The organism is Pseudomonas sp. AIG, assembly GCF_977020205.1.
In genome coordinates, this window is the sequence record NZ_CDROCK010000006.1 from 1 (window position 1) to 17,776 (window position 17,776).

The window sequence follows — 17,776 nt, forward strand, 5'->3', positions numbered from 1 at the left end:
ACGAAGCGCAGATGCGCGGCGCACTGAACGACGCCGCCCCGCTCTACCGCAACGCCCCCGAGGCCCACGCAGTGCGCGCGGCCGGGCGGCAGATTTTCGCCACGTTCATGGACGAATTGCTGCCTGAGGTCGGTGAGCAGATCCGTACCGCAGCATGCGATTTGATCCTGACCACGCTCAGTTCGGTCGGCAAGGATTTTTCCGGCAGCCCGCGTACCGAGGAAGAAATCTCGGTCTGCGCCGACGGGCTGGCGGATATGTTCAGTGCTTATGTGCTGGCGCTGAATGAGCGGCGTGCACCTTTCACGCGCGCTTCGGAAGCTTCCAGTTGGGGCGAATGAAATGGCAGGTGTAGCCATTCGGGATACGCTCGAGGTAATCCTGATGCTCCGGCTCCGCTTCCCAGAACGGCCCCGCCGGTTCGATCTCGGTGACCACTCGGCCAGGCCATAGCTTTGAAGCATCCACGTCGGCAGCGGTGTCTTCAGCGATATCGCGCTGCGCTTCGTTGAGGTAATAAATCGCCGAGCGATAGCTCGGGCCGAGGTCGTTGCCCTGACGGTTGGGTGTGCTCGGGTCGTGGATCTGGAAAAAGAATTCAAGAATCTGTCGATAGCTGATCACGGCAGGATCGAAGGTGATTTCGATGGCCTCGGCGTGGTCGCCATGGTTGCGATACGTGGCGTTCGGCAAATCACCGCCGCTGTACCCGACGCGGGTCTGCAACACACCGGGATAGCGCCGCAGCAAATCCTGCATGCCCCAGAAGCAGCCGCCAGCGAGGATGGCGGTTTCGGTTGGAGTGGTCATCTGTATTGCTCCTCTTGGGGACGGTGGAGATGTGTAATGTTATGTGGGTGAATTGGACGATTCCAAGGGGCATGCAAATAGATCTTGAAAGCATGCTAGCTACAGGCGAATTGCCACAAGCTGAGCTATACACATCCTTCATGGACATCCTGCCCGGAGGGATCTGTAGATGAACAACACCGCGCCAGCACGCCCGCTGACAAACCGGTGGGGATTTCGCCCCGAATCGTCACGAGTGTCATTCTTTTTGGTGGCGCTGTCTCTGACGGCGGTGTCCGGGCCGACAAGTGCGTATGACATGAACCCTGTAGACGTCGATTGCTGGGGCCTGGACGTGCTCTGCCCGGCAACCAGGTTGACGTCAAACATGAAACAACCTGTTCACGAGACCCTTACGCTACTGGCCTACGACTATTACACGCACCCGGAACTGGCCGCAGGGGGGCGCGCCAAAACATCAGCGGACAATTTGCGCAAAAGCGGAGTTTTCAGAGATCTGGTGTTAGGCAGTGAGTGGAATGACGACCCCGACTCGTTGCTCAGACAAAACATCGTGAAGGCCGTCCAGTGGAATGCACTTTTCAAGAACGCCCAGGACCAGGCACGATGCAAGAAAGACAGCCGTCAGGCTTTTTGCAAAAACATCACGATTACCGACACTCCGATGATGCTGTACCGAAGCCACTTCGGCGACTTCCAGTTTCTTCACGCCATGGCTTCCCAACCCTCTGAAACTGCGCAGGAAACCAAAGATAAGATCATGGCGTGGGCAAAGTTCACCTACACCCTTTCGATCTCCTCCAATGACCTCGGTAACGAGGCCATCGACGGCCCCGTGATCTCGTCCTTTTCCACAATTTCCGCCACTCTACTGAGACAGGGCTGGACGGTGGGGGCACTGTTCGACCCGGTTCCGGGAGGGGAATGGGAGCGCTCGTATAATCCGCTGAAGCTGGGCAGGTTTAAACCTTCCGGCGTGATGAGGACCCAGGCAAAAGGAGCGAGCGTTAAACATATCGCCTTGGGTTCGCTGCTTCATATGGTCCAGGACTCCTATTCCGATGCCCATGTAGAACGAGTGGATGGCTGTAATCCGCTCAGTAAACAGCGCTATGAAATCATTTCGTTCAGGGACTATGTCGCTCAATCGAGTGAAGACCACGGGCTGGCGGACACTCGCCCTGACTGGTTAGATACCGGCGATCTGGAGAAAAACAATCCCATCTGGGCGTCGGCGCAACTCATTCAGTATTCAATCAAAAAAGTGCCATGGGACAAGGGCGTAGAGCAGTTTCTCGACAAGGAGGTCTTCCCGCTGGCGAACCCGAACAATCCGTCCTCAACGGGAGATCTCAAATGCTACCTAGGCACCAGTTAACAACGGCACTCGATGCCCAGGTTATTGCAGACAGAATTCGGATTGGGCCAGTTTGTAGATAGGGCCCTCGAGTCGCTGGAACCTGCAGTAGTAAATATGCTCGCGCTTGCGGCCATTCATGCTGGTGTACTGGCCAGATTGCAGATACGTGAAATCTGATTTCGGGAATTGAGTTCTCAGTTCTGAAAGAAACCCATTGCAGAACACCGGGTTGCTGGACTTTTTCGTCTGCCACTCGCCCAGTTTGTCGACGGTCATATCCACGGCATAACGCTCAATTCCATGGATCTTGTCCCGACATGCCGGGAAAGTGGCACAACTACCGTATTTGACGGACTGAGCTCCGGCCTGATCGAGGAACGGCTTGGCGTAATAGATAGGGATGACATACGAAATCAACTGACTGGACCTTTTGTAGGCCACCGAAATACCAATGACCGTGCCACTGTTGCCAAATACGGGACCGCCGCTATTACCCTCGTTCAATGCCAGATTAGTTTGCCACCACGGTTTGTAGGCGCCATCGATCTCGGCCAGTTCTGCCGTTTTCATACCATTGGGGATCATGGCCAGCTCCCGCCCGGCGAATCCCAGCGCCATCAAGGGGTCACCCACCGGTGTAGCCACGGCCGGGCCGATCGCTACGGTCTGCCAGACCTCCCCATCGTCGCGCGCCGATAATTGCAGCAAAGCGATATCGTTGACCTTGTCACGCGCGACCACGGTGGCTCGCACGCTACTGGCACCCAGGGTGCCGACTTTGACATCGATTGCCTCGGATTCAACCGTACCATCGCCTGCTGGACGGATAACGTGATCGTTAGTGATGACCAGCCCTGATTCGGAAACAATGAAGCCCGAACCACTGCTTTCACAATTGCCATCGCCGTTGGCCAGGACGCAGGTGTAGTGAATTCGCGTCGTGGCTTCCCTGTTGCTATCAAACAGGCAGCCGTCTTCCATGGCGTAAGCGTTACTCAAAGGCACCGCCGCCAACAGCAGTGTGGTCGTGTACTGACTCCTGGCGCTCATGCGTTGCATCCTTCAGGGAATAAGGTCCAGTCGAGAAAGTGGTTTGTAGCCCGCTCGCATCAGCTCAGCCTCGCTGTAGGATCGGCGACAGACGCCACCGCAGGCCGCATTGGCCGCTGATTCAATCACCGTATGGAAGCGCCCTTTCGGACCGTTCGCGGTGCTTTCGAGAAGTCGAACATGGGACCCGGCCTTGTTGACAATGTCGCCAGGCTGCACCGCGTCCCAGCGCACCGCGGTGCTGACTTTGGCACTCGGCAGGCTGCTCGTGGTGTAGTAGGCCCCTGTCTGCCAGGCATAGGAGACGAAACCCGAACAGTCGAGCCCCGTTGCACCGGGATAGACGCAATCAGCGTTGCGGCAGGTGCAATCCGAACCTGCCAACCGGCCGTCATTGAGGTGTTTCTTGAAAGTCTCGAGTGAACTGGCGTAACCGCCCCATCGGTAGGGAATGGCGGTAACTTCCTTCTCCAGCAGCGCATCCAGCCGGCTTGGGCGGTGCCAGATATTAGCCGTGGGGTTACATTGGTTGAGAATACCCGCGCGGCTGTAGTTCTTTGCATGCAGGGTCCACTTCAGCTCAAGCGCCTCGTGCGCTTTGCTCACGATGCTCTGGCGGCTGACCTTCTGCAGGGCCACCAAACCCACGGAGCTGGTCCCGTTCAACTTTTCCAGCTGCTTGAGCGTGTCCTGCTGCGAGGCAACCAGCGCAACATCGGAAGACCGGGCGATAGCGATCGGTTTGGCGGTGCCGGCCTTAAGAAACGCCACAGGCTCGACGGTAACCTTCCCTTCCTTGGCAAATGAAAGACTGACGATCTGGCCGTTGGTTAATCGCGCAAAGGGGCGGCGGATATTGCACGCATAGGCATCGGGCGAAATATAGGCCTCAGTGGTGGCCGTGCCTTGCGCATCGGTGTTGATCAGCCGCACGAAGCTCAGCTCTTCGGGCTCCTTCACAGTTTCCTGCGTCGCGATCAAAGCACCGTCCTTGGCGCTAGCCCAGAGCATGCGCACATCGACCAGACGTTGCTGTGAGGAAATGTTCGTCTGCTTGAACCCTGTCGTGGAGAGCGTGTTGCTGCCCACAGCAAGCGTTGGCTTTTCCATTTTGAAATCAAAGGACGCTGCCGCCAGTTGGCCGGTGTCGGTAGGCGTGCCCAACTGCTTGCTGTCGATACCGACAGGCACCTGTTTTCCGGCGAGGTTCTCCAGTGTGTATTGACTGTCCGACAGCACCACCAAGCGCGGCGTGCCCGACTCGGGGTCATAGTTCGTCGACACGCGTGCGCTGATCGTGCCCGGCCCTGAAACCAGAGCGACATCGCCCAACGCCCCTACCACCAGAAAGCCAGACGTTGTCGAGATCAGATCGACAGGATCGAGCAAGTCGGACGGCAGTTTTATTTCCGTGATGGCCTTGGTACCGGCAAGCAGAATCTTCTGATTGACGCTATCCAGAATGGCCAACTGGCCATCGGGACCAGGAGCGATCGTGGTCGGCCCCCTGCATTCTTCGTTGGGAATGCGCTCGACGCCGATCTGGCCGACGCCATTGCCTATCGGCAAGTCAAACGAATCGATAACTTGAGCTTGGGCAGCAATGGAGGGAAGTGTCAGCAATACAAACCCGCAGTAAATCCTGGCGCGCATATGAACCTCCCACTGGAGATAGCGTAAGTGCCGTTTACTGCTGGCAAGGGGTGCTGTCAATACGCTAGCACCGCTTCGATTTTTCTCAAGGTGCGTTTGCTAAAAACGACCATGACGCGCCGAACGGTGTTCGAGGAAGTGCGTGATCTGCGCTGCGATGGGAGTGTCCCGATCAGTGACGCTGACGTTGGGAGCTGGGAGTTCGTCGAATCACCTGCATGAACAGGGGCTGGGGGAAATGATGAATCTTGAGTATGTGCCAGCGCTTCAGAGCTTGGTACATGCTCCGATGCCGTTGACGGGTTTGGTGGGGGGCGTTGATTTTGTGGAGGGGTTAAAGCGTTTTTACAAGTCCCACCTCGCCCAAGGCAACTTCTTGCGCACTTCAAAAAATGAGCTGCGTTGAAAAACCTTCAGTGCCCAACCACGGCCGCCGCTTCCGTCCCACGCGGCCCAGCTCTGAACCCATGCGCTCGAGCACTCCAGGCAATCACAAAACCCACCGCCACCAACACCGCCATCGCCCATGGGAAAGAGGCAACACCCCATCGATCCAGCAGCACCCCGCCGACCACGCCGCTGCCCGCAATCGCGCTATTCCACGCCACCACATTCAACGACAACGCCACGTCCGCGCCATCCCCCGCCGCATCCGCCAGAGCCGTCTGCAACAGCGTCGCCGCACCGCCAAAACTCAATCCCCACACCAACACGCCCAGATAAATCACCTCCGGCACCCGTCCGTAAAAGCCGAACCCTACGCACACCAGTGCAAACGTCGCCAGACTCACCAGCACGGTCTTGCGCAACAGCGGCTCAACCAGTTTCGCCGTCAACCAGATCCCCGCCAACGCTGCGAGACCAAACACCAACAACACCAGATCTACACGATCCGCCAGCCCCGCCGGCGCCACAAACGGTGCGATGTAGGTGTAGAGAATGTTGTGCGCCAGCATCCAGCTGATCACCACCGCCAGCACCGGCCGCACACCCGGCGTGGTCAACACGCGGCGCAGCGACAGACGTTGATGCGCAGGTTGCGGCGGATAATCCGGCACCTTCACCAACACCCAGACGATCAGGATCAAGGTCAGGGCCGACATCAGCCCGAACGTCGTGCGCCACCCGACGAGGCCACCCAGCCATGTGCCGAGCGGCACCCCCAAAGACAGGGCAATCGGCGTACCGACCATGGCCAGCGCCAACGCCTTGCCCTGCTGATCCGGCTCGACCATCCGCCGCGCATAACCAGCCAACAGACTCCACGCCAGACCTGCCGCAACCCCGGCGAAAAACCGCGCCACCAGCGTCACACCATAGTGCGACGACAACGCCGTAATCGAGTTGAACAACAGAAAACCGACAATGGTCAGCAACAACACATTGCGCCGACGCCAACCGCGCGTGGCGATGGTCATCGGAATCACCGCCAGCACTGAGCCCAGCGCGTAAGCGGTGACCATTTGCCCGGCCATCGAAGGCGAAATCGCCAAGCCTTCGCTGATCAGCGGCAACAGCCCGGCGGGCAAGGTTTCGGTGACGATGCAGATAAAACCAGTCATGGCCAGCGCCAACAGCGCGCCGATGGGCAGGCGTTTGGGCGCCGCCATTAGAGTCAATGAAGGTGTCACGGGAAACTCCTTGTGAGCAGATTGTCAGACTTGAATACCGATCGATATAAAATACTGGCGGCAGCCGAGGCACGTTGTCAACGACTTATGTATCGACTAGTATCCAAATCACTTTCCGAGGAGTCTTTGCTATGGCCAGAACCGGCCGCCCCCGCGCATTCGATCGCGACGACGCCGTCGACCAGGCCATGCAATTGTTCTGGCAACACGGCTACGACTCGACATCCCTCGCCCTGTTGAAGGCTGAACTGGGCGGCGGCATTTCCGCGCCGAGCTTCTACGCCGCGTTCGGCTCCAAAGAAGCCCTGTTCGACGAATGCGTGCAGCGCTACCTGGCGACCTTTGCCCAGGTCACCGAATGCCTGTGGGACGAAACCCTGCCGCCACGCCAAGCCATCGAAACCGCCCTGCGCCAGTCAGCACGCATGCAATGCGACGACGGCCACCCCAAAGGCTGCATGGTCACCCTCGGCGTCATGAGCGCACCCAGCCCGGAAAACGCCCACGTCGCTCAAGCCCTCACCCACTCCCGCGCCCGAACCCGCGCAGGGATTGTTGCGTGCGTCGAACGTGGTGTGAGTGAAGGACTGTTAGCGGAGGACACGAACGCAGCCGCCATGGCGACGGTGTTTGACAGCTTCCTGCAGGGGATTTCCATACTTGCTCGGGATGACACGCCGATTGAGAACATTGACGCGGCGATTACGCAGGTGATGCGCACGTGGGATTTGGCCCGTGCCACCGCACCTGCGTCCGGACAGTCATGAAAGTCGGCACGATACCTTGGCCGCACAAAAGTACGGACGTTTGCCGGGAAGATTATTGAGTCACGATAATCTTCCCGATCATCTGCGGATGCAGCGCACAGAAGTACTCAAACTCCCCCGGCGTATCGAACACCCAGGAAAAACTGTCGTCGGTGTCCAAAGCGCCCGAGCGAAACACCTTGTGGGTTTCCGCCACCGTGTGCGGGATCTGATCGTCATTCACCCACGTCACTTTGGTGCCCACGGTCACGGTCAGATCCTTGGGGCCGAACATGAACTGCTTGATGTCGATCTTCACGTCCTGCGCCCACACTGGCATCGATAACAGCAAACACAGCAGCCCCGCCAATCGCGTTTTCATCTCTGCGCCCTCCCCTTAAACCAATGTTGAATCGATCAGCGCCAACGGATGATCGCCCTGTGTCGCGCGCACATCGGTGAGCCCCAGATAATTGCGTAACTGATCCGCCGCCACCGTCATCGGCCCTGGTGACGGCGCCGCGCCCGGTGCCGGTTGCGGATACGCGGTGCCACGGGCGGTGTGGAAGGTGATGTTGCCTTCGACCTTCTGAATGACCTGATGAATGTGCCCGTTCAGCACCGTCACCGAACCGTACTTGCGCAGCATCGCGATCGCCTGATCGCCGTCCTCGGTGCCCCAGCCCCACGGCTGATAAATCGTCCACAACGGAATGTGCGTGAACACGACAATGGGCGTACTGCTCGACACCGCGCGCAGGTCATCGGCCAGCCACGCCAGTTGCTCGGCACCGAGGTTGGCTTCCCGTCCGGCCTGAAAATTGAAGACATTTACCAGCGCAATGAAATGCACGCCGTGGTCATCGAAGCTGTACCAGCCATTGCCTTTGGTACCCTTGCCGTAGCGTTCGAGGTACAGCGCGCCGCCGCCCGCATCGAGGGTGTCGTGCTCACCGGGCACGTAATGCACGGTGGCCGGCAGCGCCTTGAGCAACTGCGCGGCAGTATCGAACTCTTCGGCTTTGGACAGGTGGGTGATGTCGCCGGTGTGGAGGATCAGCGATGGCCGTTTCGGCAGTGCGATCACTTTGTCGATCGCCACCTGCAAGGTCTTCACCGGTTCAGGATTGGCTTCCTTGTTGAAACCGATGTGCGAGTCGCTGATCTGCACGAAATGAAAGGTGCTGGCCAACGCTTTGGGATCGCTGACGTTGCCCGCTGCATCCAGCGCAAAGGCTTTCGGAATGCCGCCGTGCAAGGCCCAGATGACCCCGGCTCCGGCCCACGCCGAGCACTTGAGCAGCGAGCGCCGGTCAGGGTTGAGCAAGCCGTCGGTGCGGCGTTGAGATTTTGTGTGCATGTCCATCGGTGTGTCCTCGCGGGCGAACTACAGTGAGGTAGCTGACACGAGGGAAACCCGGCGCGGCGGCGGTTTATTCCGCGCAAAAAAATAAATAATTTGGCGGGAATAAACGCCCACGCAGCACGGTTATAGAGGGGTGACGGTGCGGAACCGACCATGAAGCAATTCGAGGAACTGATAGCGCCCCATCTGGACGCCGCCTACAACCTTGCGCGCTGGCTGACCGGCAACGACAGCGCCGCGCGCGACGTCGTGCAGGAAAGCGCCTTGCGCGCCTTCAGGTTTATGCAGCGCTTTGCCGATGGCAACGCCAAGGCGTGGTTCCTGACCATCGTGCGCAACGAAAGCTACACCTGGCTCAAAGCCTCGGCCGGACGGCATTGGGTGCCACTCGATGAAGACCCCAGCGAACACGAAGGCGCGCTCAGCCACAGCCAGACCCCGGAACTGCTGGCCATCCACATGGAAAACGCCGCGTTGCTCCAGCGAGCCCTCAGCGTTCTGCCGCCAGCGTATCGCGAGGTGATCGTGCTCAAAGAACTCGAAGACCTGCCCTACAAAGACATCGCTCTGGTCGCCGACATTCCGATCGGCACCGTCATGTCGCGACTGGCCCGGGCCCGCGCGATGCTCAAGCTGGAATTACTGAAGTTGCACGATCATGAATGAACTTGATTGCCCGGTGTGCCGGGTACGGTTGCAGGGTTATGTGGATCAGGAGCTTGATTCGGCTTTGGCTGCGGAAGTGGCTGCGCATTTGGCTGCGTGTGCGGAATGTGCACGGGTGTGTGAGGAAGTGAGAGCGCTGAAGGTCAGCGTAAAGCGCCATGCTGCGTATTACCCGGCGCCTGCATCGCTGGCCGCCAGTCTCTTTACGCCTGAAGCACCCGCGATTGGTTTTATGGCGCGCTGGCGCAAGGGGTTCGCTCCAGCGTTTTCCGCAACGGCGTTAGCGCTGGCGGTGATGCTTTACGTCGCCACGCCCGGCAGCGAACAACCATTGATGGACGAAGCCGTCTCCAGCCACGTGCGCTCGCTGATGGGCGAACACCTCAACGACGTCGTCTCCTCTGATCGCCACACCGTCAAACCGTGGTTCACCGGCAAACTCGACTTCTCGCCACCGGTGTTCGACTACACCGCGCAAGGCTTCCCGCTGCTGGGCGGTCGCCTCGATTACCTGCAGCACCAAACCGCCGCAGCGCTCAGCTATGGCCACGCCAAGCACATCATCAACGTGTTCATCCTGCCCACCCCCGACGCCGACAAACCTCAGCAAGCCCAATCAATCCGAGGCTTCAACGTCGTCTCGTGGCAAGCCAACCACATGCGTTACGTCCTCGTCTCCGACGTCGAAAAAGGTGAACTGCAGACCCTCGGTCAGCTCCTGCAAAACACCCCTTAACCACCATCCGACACTTTTTTGCACCGAACCACACCCCCCGAACCACCCCAGATCCCTGTAGGAGTGAGCCTGCTCGCGATAGCGGTGGGACAGTCAAAAAAGAAGGTGGCTGGACGGACGCCATCGCGAGCAGGCTCACTTCTACAGGGGTTTGCGTGTTTGCCAAGGCTCTAAGCACGCAGCAGGCACTGTGGAAGCTGGTTTGCCAGCGAAGGCGTCCGCCCAGCCAACCGCTAGACAGAATCAGACGCAAGCTCCAGCATCCTGGTGAAGTGAGCAATGGCCAGATGGATTTCATCCTGAGTATCGCCATCCCAATCCTCAACCGTCGCCAACTCAGCCCTTAGCGCGCCAATTCGATCGCGTATTTCAGCAACCTCTTCGTCCCCACATTGCCGCGCAATTGCCGTCCACTGCTCTTCCGAAACACGCTGCTGCACGGAAAGCCCCGCACTCGCTTGCGCGATCATTGCTGACAGTTTGCTCATCAAAAACCCCTTATCTATTCCGGGTAGACCGTCGGCCCGATACTCCTACCGGTGACTTTGGATGACGTAGTCAATCGATATCGTTGCGCTCGCGCTAGGTAACAATTTCAACATAACTCGACTCCCCGCCCCCGCTGGCGCCGGACAACCACCCCCACACAAAACTCAACGTAGTTCGTCCTGCGTCATTCACGCCAACAATGCCGCGGGACCAACCGGACAGCATTTCACTCTCGGTTGTCAGGCAATGAAACAGTAACTCGATGGTGTCAGGGCCGGTCACGCGGCCAACCTGATGCCCCATACGAATCCGCCCGCCCTGGTAAGTGCCGGAAATGCCCGAACTCTCAACACGGTAATGAAACACCGTCCCACTACCCGACAGCCCCTGCGTGTTATCCGCTACCGCGAATCGGCGATCATGCAAACGTTCGCTGACTTGAGAAAAGAGGTTTTCCATAAATGTCGCGTCCTTGATGAAGAAGGCTATTCCAGTGTGTGAGCATCCTACCCCATCAAATTTCAGATTTATCAGAAGGCTTTTCTTCACGTTTTCACAGGTGCGTAAAAACCTGCTCACGATTCTGCCGGGCAAGCCGTTACAACAATGGAGGCGTATAAACGTTTTAAACGCGAAGAAATTACGCAACTTGCCAGCAAGATGATGCAACTTGCACATGTCGATGAGGCTGACCAGATAAGCGCCTTCAGATACGTAAAGGGGCATCCGGGTTATCCGGTTTTCTGGGAGTTTGCCTACGACGTACACGTTCTAGGGAAACGCTGGATCCTGCTAGGGTGCAGCAGCGACTGATCTACTCTTTGCCATTCATTTTTTGTCTGTTTTTATGGAACGACCGATGGACATCAGCAATACCCAGGAAGAAAACACCCTAGAACAATCGCTGGAGTTGGCTGCGAAAGAACCTGCCCGCCGACCTGATTTTTTCAAGACGTTGCTGAACTCAACAGTTTATATCCCAGGCTCAACCGGCGCAGGCAAGGGGCACATTGACCTTGAGGCTGGCAGCCAAATCAGCATCGCACATTGGGAAAAGCAGGACGGCACGGCAGTCATCCCGTTTTTTACCTCGTTGCAAACCCTGGAACAGTCCATAGCTCGTGGCGAGTCCTATCTGGAAATTCCGGCCAGATCCCTGTTTGAAATGACACTGGGCACTCCGCTGTTCCTGGAACCGAAGTCGCCCTATGGCAAAGAGTTTCTCCCGGAAGAAGTGCAAAACCTGCTGTCCCCCGAGATGGGCCGGACCACACAACGCACATTGGAAAAAGACGCCCACGTGCAACTCGGGCAGCCAGCGCAATATCCGACAAGAATGGTGAACGCGCTCACACCGTTATTCGCCAGACATCGCAACATCAAGCGTGGGTTTCTGGCGCTGATGTACAACGTAACGACGGATGAAAAGCCTCACCTGGTGGTTGGCATCGAAGCGGACGGCGATATTGAATTGATCTTGCGCGAAGCCAGTCAAGTTGCCAGGGACACCGCACCCGATGGCGAAGACGTTGGCCTGTATCGCATTCAGGAAGGTGAACAGGACCTGAGCGATTACTTCTTTACACAAACCACTCCGTTCTATCAGCGGACGTTGGGCAGCAAACTGCGTTCATTGTTTGGCTTTGGCTAAGCATGAGTGAGCGCAACGCCAAACTGACCGCAGATCAGGCGTGCACAATCGTGCTCGCGCTGTTTGACGGTGTGATGAGAGATGGCAAACCCGAGCGGTTTGTCATTCAGCACTGCGAGCTGTCCGCCAACGGTGATTACTGGGTCATTCGCAGCAACAGCGAGGACTGCGTCGTCCACGGCATGACAGAGTTCTGCTACGTCGGTGTCAATGCGCACTTGATCAATGTGGTGACCGGCGAGCGCGAGACGGTCGCCAGTTGCGTCGGAGTTGAGGAGTATCTGCAGGACAAATACGACCTCGACACTGCGGCGGGTAAACAGTACGTACTGACCCCGGCGCTCGACCGGGCCGATAAACCGGCACTGATCAATCTGCGCCGAAAACTGCAATGCACCTACCCGCAAACCCTCGCGTTGCTGACGGGCCCGCAACGGCTATGGCTCGCGGGTACACGCAGATGTCTGCAAGACGCACAGCGACTGCTTGGCGAGCAAGGGATCACCACTCAAATCGAGTTAGTGCCTGATGCCGGTGAAGCAGTCGTCATCGGCGTCGAAACCTGGTACATCGAAGCGGTGTTGAAAGCGGTGCGCAAACGCTTGGGTTAAGCGGTGAATTACCCGCCGCTGCCTTTCAGACTCAGTCGATCAATTTGCTCAAGACTCGGTGCCCATCAGGGTTGCATGCTGTCGGCGGGTGAAGGCAAGGTCTACCAAATGAAATGGGGCGAAAAAGCCGAACAAAGCTGCCGCATCGAACTGGACGTGAGCAAAGCACCGCTGGTGGATGGTTATCGCGTGGCGGATGCCGTGTGTCAGTAAAACCGGGATTTGATGCGCGTTGATGATCGACGCTGTTTAAGGATGCCAGGCCTCACACGCCTGGCATTTCAACGACAGGTTTAAAAACGTTCCGAGATACGTCCGACAGGCTACAACGCCTTGCGCCGTTGCCTACGACTACGCCAGAATCCGCCGGCTTGTGCGCCGGGTGGGCGGGTTCTATCGTGGGTCGGTCACTGAATAGCAGTGATCGGGTTTGGTAGCCCGTGTATACAAGGTGCGCAATTTCACTATTGGCGAAGATCTTCGCCTGGCTTTTATGGTGGTCATGCGCAGGGCGCTTTCGAGCGCGCCGGTTTTCCTTGTGTCCCGGTCTACCAACCTGTGCATGGCCGCCACCCATCGTTTGGTAGCGAGAGGGTGATGGCTCCTTTTTAAGCGACACAAGGAGTTACATCATGTTCAAAATCACACCGAATCCGCCAGAAATTGATCCTATCTCGGGCGACGAATCCCCAGATGCAAAGAAATTCAACGAAGCCGTCGACCGCGCGCTCTCCCACTACCTCGGCCCAGCCCCGGAAATCATGTGTACCCCGTACCAAACCAACAAGATGTTTATCGCCAACCCGAACACCAAGACTGAGGAATTGCTGGTAAATGCCAGTGAATCACTCGGCTCGGCTTCGGTGATGCTTGGAGATGTGATCGGGCTGGTGCAAGGACCGGCACGCAAGACGCTGCAAGGCATTGCGCAAGTGGTGATGCTTGGGGAGTTGGCGGTGAATCGGGCGTTGGATAACGTGGTGCCGGTGGAGTAATGAAGTCCCCTCCATTGCGGCGGTTGACCTGTCGCCATGGAGGGATCAGCCGAAAAAACGAAAGCGGGGACGCTCCTGCTTTCTGGCCAGTCTTCATACCTCATTACCTCGTCCTGCTTGCTCGCCCCTTCACTCCGTATGGTCCGGGCCCGGTCTTTTATGCCAAACTTCGACTGACGTAATTTCTACAAGGATGTTTGAGATGTCGGGAAAACCTGCAGCTCGTATTACTGATCCCACTTCCTGCCCTGTGCCTGGGCATGGGGTCAATCCAATAGCCTCTGGATCTCCAGATGTTTTCTTCGACGGCTTAGCCGCCGCACGACAAACAGACAAAAGCGCATGCGGAAGCGCAATTGTCGGAGACGTCGCCTCTACGGTTCTCATCAATGGCTTGCCTGCCGCAACCTTGGGTAGCACCGGCGCCCACGGCAACAATGTCATCGGCGGTTCCGGCACAATCATAATCGGCAACTCCCACACGCCCGCTCCATTTACACCACCACTGCCATTAGTCCTGCCAAATACCTTCGGTCAATCATTCAGCGTCCTTAACAGCGAAACGGGCGAGCCGTTGGCACTTAGGGATTTTGTTGCCATCGTCGACGGAGTGACGATTACGGGCGTGACGGACGCGAGTGGCGTAGCTCATATAAAAGCCCCATCGAAAGACTCAAAAATCTCACTGCATATCAAGTTCAGTGCGCCAGCGAGAACGCTTGATGAACTATCGGAGGGGCAGTAATGGCCGAAAATTTTTCAACGAAAGCAACTGCTCAAAAAATAAAGCCCGGTGAGTTCATGTGCCCCATCCCCGTGAAAGTGGATGATCGAGCGGCGACACGGGAAGCCATAATTAAAAATATTCGCTCATCGGGAGGCACCTTTACTGAGCGCTCTAGCTGGGGGGCAGCCAAGGCCAAGCCTGACATGGAGATGGATTGGGATTATTCAATGATTGCGCTGCATCATGCCGGCCGCTCATACGAATGCACCCCGGGCGGCGTCAAGCAAATGAAGGGAGTTCAATCTCATCACATGGGCAACGGATTTGATGATATTGGCTATCACTACGCGATTGCTTGTGACGGAACGGTTCTTGAAGGGCGTGACATCAGATTTTTAGGATCAAACGTTCATCTCTTCAATACAGGCGTAATCGGTATTGTGCTTCTGGAGAACTTGACTACCGCCGAGGAAGGCGGAGACATAGTAGCGAAAGGCAGGGAAACACTGGAGTACTTCGGGGTCAGCACAACAAACGTCATTCCTGCGACACAAATTGATTCGCTGCTGCGTTTGATCGATGTTTTGAAGGGAGTTTTTGTCATTAAGAATTTCGGTGGCCATCGTGAATACCCTGGCCAAGTGAGCGAAGGGAAAATCTGCCCCGGCAATATTGGTATGGAGCTTGTCAGAAACATCCGTACCAAGACCGGACTTTTACCGCCACCGAAGCCAGGTGCGGAATGAAATACTTCATACTCACTATTTTAACGTCGCTGCTACTCATTCTGAATATTGGCTTCTACAACGAAGTCTCTGATGCCGAAGTCAATAGAATATTTTTCATTAAAAAGCATCCAACGTTTCGAGTGCAGTTTTTTAACATTCACGCCAATGATGGCAATCTTCGACGCATAGAAAAACTGACGAGCGAGCAGAGACAGGACATAATCGACTATTGTAAATACAGGTTAGGTATCGATTCAGAGGTTACGACCCAAGCTGACATTGAAATGTGCGCGAGGAGGTAGGATCAAAAAACGGGAGCATTCAGTAAATACCTGAAGACAGTCCAATTCAGATAAATTATGAACCACCCCTTGTTATTTACTCGCTATTAAGAATAGTGGTTTAGCCGTATTTTCTCCCTCACTCTAGCTATGAAGTCAGGTCAGCCATCGCAAAGACTGAAACCTATAAATAAACTCAAATAACTACTTTATTCGCTAATTTTACTACTTGCATGAGGCTACTATGAGTACTGTGGTTCGCTCGGAAGCTGTAAAGTCGTTGCATACAAATTACGACACATTAATAAATAATTACAGGATACTCAAGGAAAAACTTGGATCTGGAGCTCCAGTTGAAAATACAAAGCTATGGCATTATAAAAAAGAGTTGAACCGAGTTGGCGAAATGGATGTGCCGGCAATTGCCAGGCTTTTCGGAATAGTAAATAAATATTGCGCCCTTAACGAGCTATTCAGGAACGACAGGAAGACAATAGTTGAAGATCAAAAACTGATAGATCTTCTAGGGGGCAAGTTTGTTTTAGATGACGAAAATGAAAAATACAACCACAGTTTCTTTGAAGTCTCTATGGCTGGTAGGTTTAGCAAGCTTTTTTCACACAGTGTAGAAGTCGACCTATCGACTGAATGCGATATAATCATAAGCTCTAAAGGACTTGCGATAGAGTGCAAATACTTACACAGCGAAAAGAAATTTAGAAGTGAATTTTCAGATGCCGCTTCTCAATTAAATAAACGTATTCAAGCAGGGCAAGCGAAAACCGGAATAATAGCTATAGATATCTCAAACATGGTTGACAGGCAAAGAATTTTTGAGTTTAGCCAAGAACTGTTTGCTACATTTGTTAGAAATTATGAGCTTCTTATAGAGAGCAGATGCTCGTTTTCCCATGGAATTGCTGAGGACGGAGTATCGGTATCAGTCCTTGAAGATAAAAATTTCGTACATCTTATAAATAGATACATCGGTCACGAACTAGAAATGGTATTCCACAGAAACTTCAAAAGATCTGAGCACGACAAGCTAAGCGCCGCAATTGTTGGCGCATTTTACCAAGCCAACTTAGACCTGTGCTTTGAGTATCAAGGACTTATCCATCCAGTCCCTCTAAGAAGCGCGGGTCATTTTGTCAACATGGCTCTCGAAGATTCTGCTTACGACAACATTCAAAAGCTTTTTAAATCCATGGCTGTCGGAAACTAGGTCGTACGCGGTGAATTCGTTAATAAATAGCTACTTAAAATCATCGAGCGAAACAAAATTAAGTAGATAAACGAATTAACCGCTCGCTACATTAGCAGCTGTGGGCGTTCCACCTTGGGCTGTTTCTAGCAAACAGGGTCGTCCGTGAAAGTTAGTTATTGGCCGAAAGCTGAACCACCACCAGCTGCTACCACCCAGTCCAAAAAAACGGCTGCTTCCCTGATTACTCAGCCTCTTCCCCCCTTTTTCTTAAACAATTTATTCAAGTAATACCTCAAACTCCACCGATCCTTCGGCCGCGGCTTATAGTGCGTTTTATTCCTCTGCCCCGGCTCAACCCCCGCCCCACTCGCCGTGTAGTAATAAAGCGCAATCGACCGCCGAGTGATGCCTTCCGGCGTAGTCAACGGCTCCGGATGCCCGTGATTGCTGTCCTTATCCGTATTGAAAATCACACACCGGTTATAAATCGGCAGCACCTTCTTCAGGCACTTCTTCATCCCCACATCCCAAAGCTCCAGGTTGCCGCCGTACGCCTCCTGCCAGTCCTCGGTCAGGTAAATAATCACGTTCAACCGCCGCTCAACGTTGAGCTTTTTGTTCAACCGAAAATCCGAGTGCACGCCGAGGAAGCCGCCGGTTTTGGTTTCATGTAAGCCACCGCCGGCGAAGTAAGGATCGGGGATCAGCCCTTGAATGCCGGTGAGTTTTTCGAGGAATTCCAGCATGGGTGCGGAGTTGAAGATGTTGAAGACGTTCTTCAGGTATGGGCTGCAGGCGTTGGGGCTGATTTGGCGTTTGAGTTGGCCTTTGTAGCCGCGCTCGTAGATTTGTTCGTTGTCGGTCGGTTCGACCGGGAAGTGTTCGCGGATGCTGGCGATGACGTCGGCTTGCAGGAAGTTATCGATGACGATGTGTGGGAATGGCGTGGCTTGGGTGTATTCGTGGGTCAGCGATTCGCCGAAAGCACTGGCGGCGTTTTGGTCGAAGTCGAGTTCCGGGGTCAGGGTGATGGGGAGTGTTTGTGTGTTGGCTTGCATTGCCGCTCCAA

General features: G+C 55.5%; 19 protein-coding genes and 1 pseudogene. 11 read left to right on the top strand and 9 right to left on the bottom strand.

The genetic code is table 11. The features are described 5' to 3' along the window. Nucleotides 1-341: pseudogene (locus ACWR1S_RS05655) on the top strand (TetR/AcrR family transcriptional regulator); the annotation flags it as partial. Here ACWR1S_RS05655 and msrA read toward each other — a convergent pair. Beyond that, nucleotides 304-810, bottom strand: coding sequence for a peptide-methionine (S)-S-oxide reductase MsrA (gene msrA, locus ACWR1S_RS05660; protein ID WP_454562751.1), 507 nt, complete (start codon nucleotides 808-810; stop codon nucleotides 304-306). The pseudogene ACWR1S_RS05655 and the gene msrA overlap by 38 nt on opposite strands. A gap of 169 nt (nucleotides 811-979) precedes the next feature. Between msrA and ACWR1S_RS05665 the strand changes: the two genes are divergently transcribed. Beyond that, nucleotides 980-2,188: a hypothetical protein gene (locus ACWR1S_RS05665; protein WP_454562752.1), complete on the top strand. Its 1,209-nt coding sequence runs from the start codon at nucleotides 980-982 to the stop codon at nucleotides 2,186-2,188. A 21-nt stretch (nucleotides 2,189-2,209) separates the two neighbouring features. Here ACWR1S_RS05665 and ACWR1S_RS05670 read toward each other — a convergent pair whose 3' ends face one another. The 3 genes from ACWR1S_RS05670 to ACWR1S_RS05680 form a co-directional block, all read right to left on the bottom strand. Beyond that, on the bottom strand, nucleotides 2,210-3,220 hold the full coding sequence (locus ACWR1S_RS05670; RefSeq protein WP_454562753.1) for a S1C family serine protease: 1,011 nt from the start codon (nucleotides 3,218-3,220) through the stop codon (nucleotides 2,210-2,212). A gap of 12 nt (nucleotides 3,221-3,232) precedes the next feature. Continuing rightward, a complete protein-coding gene (locus tag ACWR1S_RS05675; protein WP_454562754.1) occupies nucleotides 3,233-4,873 on the bottom strand; it encodes a hypothetical protein in 1,641 nt (546 codons plus the stop codon). A 413-nt stretch (nucleotides 4,874-5,286) separates the two neighbouring features. Then, nucleotides 5,287-6,504 carry an MFS transporter gene (locus ACWR1S_RS05680; protein ID WP_454562755.1) on the bottom strand — a complete coding sequence of 406 codons (1,218 nt, stop codon included), beginning with the start codon at nucleotides 6,502-6,504 and terminating at the stop codon, nucleotides 5,287-5,289. 131 nt (nucleotides 6,505-6,635) lie between these two features. Here ACWR1S_RS05680 and ACWR1S_RS05685 point away from each other — a divergent pair, with 131 nt between their 5' ends. Further along, on the top strand, nucleotides 6,636-7,271 hold the full coding sequence (locus ACWR1S_RS05685; protein WP_454562756.1) for a TetR/AcrR family transcriptional regulator: 636 nt from the start codon (nucleotides 6,636-6,638) through the stop codon (nucleotides 7,269-7,271). Nucleotides 7,272-7,323: 52 nt separating this feature from the next. Here ACWR1S_RS05685 and ACWR1S_RS05690 read toward each other — a convergent pair whose 3' ends face one another. Continuing rightward, nucleotides 7,324-7,632, bottom strand: a complete 309-nt coding sequence (locus ACWR1S_RS05690) for a plastocyanin/azurin family copper-binding protein (protein WP_454562757.1) — start codon at nucleotides 7,630-7,632, stop codon at nucleotides 7,324-7,326. Nucleotides 7,633-7,647: 15 nt separating this feature from the next. After that, nucleotides 7,648-8,616, bottom strand: coding sequence for a metallophosphoesterase family protein (locus ACWR1S_RS05695; RefSeq protein ID WP_454562758.1), 969 nt, complete (start codon nucleotides 8,614-8,616; stop codon nucleotides 7,648-7,650). A gap of 153 nt (nucleotides 8,617-8,769) precedes the next feature. On the opposite strand from ACWR1S_RS05695, the gene ACWR1S_RS05700 reads away from it, so the two are divergent. Together ACWR1S_RS05700 and ACWR1S_RS05705 are read left to right on the top strand one after the other, a co-directional pair. Further along, a complete protein-coding gene (locus tag ACWR1S_RS05700) occupies nucleotides 8,770-9,282 on the top strand; it encodes a sigma-70 family RNA polymerase sigma factor (protein WP_454562759.1) in 513 nt (170 codons plus the stop codon). After that, nucleotides 9,275-10,018 carry an anti-sigma factor family protein gene (locus ACWR1S_RS05705; RefSeq protein WP_454562760.1) on the top strand — a complete coding sequence of 248 codons (744 nt, stop codon included), beginning with the start codon at nucleotides 9,275-9,277 and terminating at the stop codon, nucleotides 10,016-10,018. The genes ACWR1S_RS05700 and ACWR1S_RS05705 overlap by 8 nt, the downstream gene beginning before the upstream one ends. 233 nt (nucleotides 10,019-10,251) lie before the next feature. On the opposite strand, the gene ACWR1S_RS05710 is transcribed toward ACWR1S_RS05705, so the two are convergent. Together ACWR1S_RS05710 and ACWR1S_RS05715 are read right to left on the bottom strand one after the other, a co-directional pair. Then, on the bottom strand, nucleotides 10,252-10,506 hold the full coding sequence (locus tag ACWR1S_RS05710) for a hypothetical protein (RefSeq protein ID WP_454562761.1): 255 nt from the start codon (nucleotides 10,504-10,506) through the stop codon (nucleotides 10,252-10,254). A gap of 94 nt (nucleotides 10,507-10,600) precedes the next feature. Further along, the gene (locus ACWR1S_RS05715; protein WP_454562871.1) at nucleotides 10,601-10,966 is read right to left on the bottom strand and encodes a hypothetical protein; all 366 of its coding nucleotides are present in this window, start codon (nucleotides 10,964-10,966) and stop codon (nucleotides 10,601-10,603) included. 400 nt (nucleotides 10,967-11,366) lie between these two features. Between ACWR1S_RS05715 and ACWR1S_RS05720 the strand changes: the two genes are divergently transcribed. The 6 genes from ACWR1S_RS05720 (at nucleotide 11,367) to ACWR1S_RS05745 (ending at nucleotide 16,725) form a co-directional block, all read left to right on the top strand. Further along, nucleotides 11,367-12,158, top strand: coding sequence for an enhanced serine sensitivity protein SseB C-terminal domain-containing protein (locus tag ACWR1S_RS05720; protein WP_454562762.1), 792 nt, complete (start codon nucleotides 11,367-11,369; stop codon nucleotides 12,156-12,158). Between the two features lie 2 nt (nucleotides 12,159-12,160). Beyond that, on the top strand, nucleotides 12,161-12,769 hold the full coding sequence (locus ACWR1S_RS05725; RefSeq protein ID WP_454562763.1) for a hypothetical protein: 609 nt from the start codon (nucleotides 12,161-12,163) through the stop codon (nucleotides 12,767-12,769). Between the two features lie 632 nt (nucleotides 12,770-13,401). After that, nucleotides 13,402-13,764, top strand: a complete 363-nt coding sequence (locus tag ACWR1S_RS05730) for a DUF6124 family protein (protein ID WP_454562764.1) — start codon at nucleotides 13,402-13,404, stop codon at nucleotides 13,762-13,764. 202 nt (nucleotides 13,765-13,966) lie between these two features. After that, nucleotides 13,967-14,509, top strand: coding sequence for a PAAR domain-containing protein (locus tag ACWR1S_RS05735; RefSeq protein WP_454562765.1), 543 nt, complete (start codon nucleotides 13,967-13,969; stop codon nucleotides 14,507-14,509). Then, nucleotides 14,509-15,237, top strand: coding sequence for an N-acetylmuramoyl-L-alanine amidase (locus tag ACWR1S_RS05740; RefSeq protein ID WP_435036963.1), 729 nt, complete (start codon nucleotides 14,509-14,511; stop codon nucleotides 15,235-15,237). Before ACWR1S_RS05735 ends, ACWR1S_RS05740 begins: the two co-directional genes overlap by 1 nt. Nucleotides 15,238-15,744: 507 nt before the next feature. Beyond that, nucleotides 15,745-16,725, top strand: a complete 981-nt coding sequence (locus ACWR1S_RS05745) for a hypothetical protein (protein ID WP_454562766.1) — start codon at nucleotides 15,745-15,747, stop codon at nucleotides 16,723-16,725. Between the two features lie 227 nt (nucleotides 16,726-16,952). On the opposite strand, the gene ACWR1S_RS05750 is transcribed toward ACWR1S_RS05745, so the two are convergent. Beyond that, nucleotides 16,953-17,765, bottom strand: a complete 813-nt coding sequence (locus tag ACWR1S_RS05750; protein WP_454562767.1) for a 2OG-Fe(II) oxygenase — start codon at nucleotides 17,763-17,765, stop codon at nucleotides 16,953-16,955. Nucleotides 17,766-17,776: the final 11 nt, after the last annotated feature.

Excerpts from the sequence above, each read along its gene's own strand:
- msrA (WP_454562751.1), bottom strand. The coding sequence starts at position 810 with ATGACCACTCCAACCGAAACCGCCATCCTCGCTGGCGGCTGCTTCTGG.
- ACWR1S_RS05665 (WP_454562752.1), top strand. The coding sequence starts at position 980 with ATGAACAACACCGCGCCAGCACGCCCGCTGACAAACCGGTGGGGATTT.
- ACWR1S_RS05670 (WP_454562753.1), bottom strand. The coding sequence starts at position 3,220 with ATGAGCGCCAGGAGTCAGTACACGACCACACTGCTGTTGGCGGCGGTG.
- ACWR1S_RS05675 (WP_454562754.1), bottom strand. The coding sequence starts at position 4,873 with ATGCGCGCCAGGATTTACTGCGGGTTTGTATTGCTGACACTTCCCTCC.
- ACWR1S_RS05685 (WP_454562756.1), top strand. The coding sequence starts at position 6,636 with ATGGCCAGAACCGGCCGCCCCCGCGCATTCGATCGCGACGACGCCGTC.
- ACWR1S_RS05690 (WP_454562757.1), bottom strand. The coding sequence starts at position 7,632 with ATGAAAACGCGATTGGCGGGGCTGCTGTGTTTGCTGTTATCGATGCCA.
- ACWR1S_RS05695 (WP_454562758.1), bottom strand. The coding sequence starts at position 8,616 with ATGGACATGCACACAAAATCTCAACGCCGCACCGACGGCTTGCTCAAC.
- ACWR1S_RS05700 (WP_454562759.1), top strand. The coding sequence starts at position 8,770 with ATGAAGCAATTCGAGGAACTGATAGCGCCCCATCTGGACGCCGCCTAC.
- ACWR1S_RS05705 (WP_454562760.1), top strand. The coding sequence starts at position 9,275 with ATGAATGAACTTGATTGCCCGGTGTGCCGGGTACGGTTGCAGGGTTAT.
- ACWR1S_RS05710 (WP_454562761.1), bottom strand. The coding sequence starts at position 10,506 with ATGAGCAAACTGTCAGCAATGATCGCGCAAGCGAGTGCGGGGCTTTCC.
- ACWR1S_RS05715 (WP_454562871.1), bottom strand. The coding sequence starts at position 10,966 with ATGGAAAACCTCTTTTCTCAAGTCAGCGAACGTTTGCATGATCGCCGA.
- ACWR1S_RS05720 (WP_454562762.1), top strand. The coding sequence starts at position 11,367 with ATGGACATCAGCAATACCCAGGAAGAAAACACCCTAGAACAATCGCTG.
- ACWR1S_RS05725 (WP_454562763.1), top strand. The coding sequence starts at position 12,161 with ATGAGTGAGCGCAACGCCAAACTGACCGCAGATCAGGCGTGCACAATC.
- ACWR1S_RS05730 (WP_454562764.1), top strand. The coding sequence starts at position 13,402 with ATGTTCAAAATCACACCGAATCCGCCAGAAATTGATCCTATCTCGGGC.
- ACWR1S_RS05735 (WP_454562765.1), top strand. The coding sequence starts at position 13,967 with ATGTCGGGAAAACCTGCAGCTCGTATTACTGATCCCACTTCCTGCCCT.
- ACWR1S_RS05740 (WP_435036963.1), top strand. The coding sequence starts at position 14,509 with ATGGCCGAAAATTTTTCAACGAAAGCAACTGCTCAAAAAATAAAGCCC.
- ACWR1S_RS05745 (WP_454562766.1), top strand. The coding sequence starts at position 15,745 with ATGAGTACTGTGGTTCGCTCGGAAGCTGTAAAGTCGTTGCATACAAAT.
- ACWR1S_RS05750 (WP_454562767.1), bottom strand. The coding sequence starts at position 17,765 with ATGCAAGCCAACACACAAACACTCCCCATCACCCTGACCCCGGAACTC.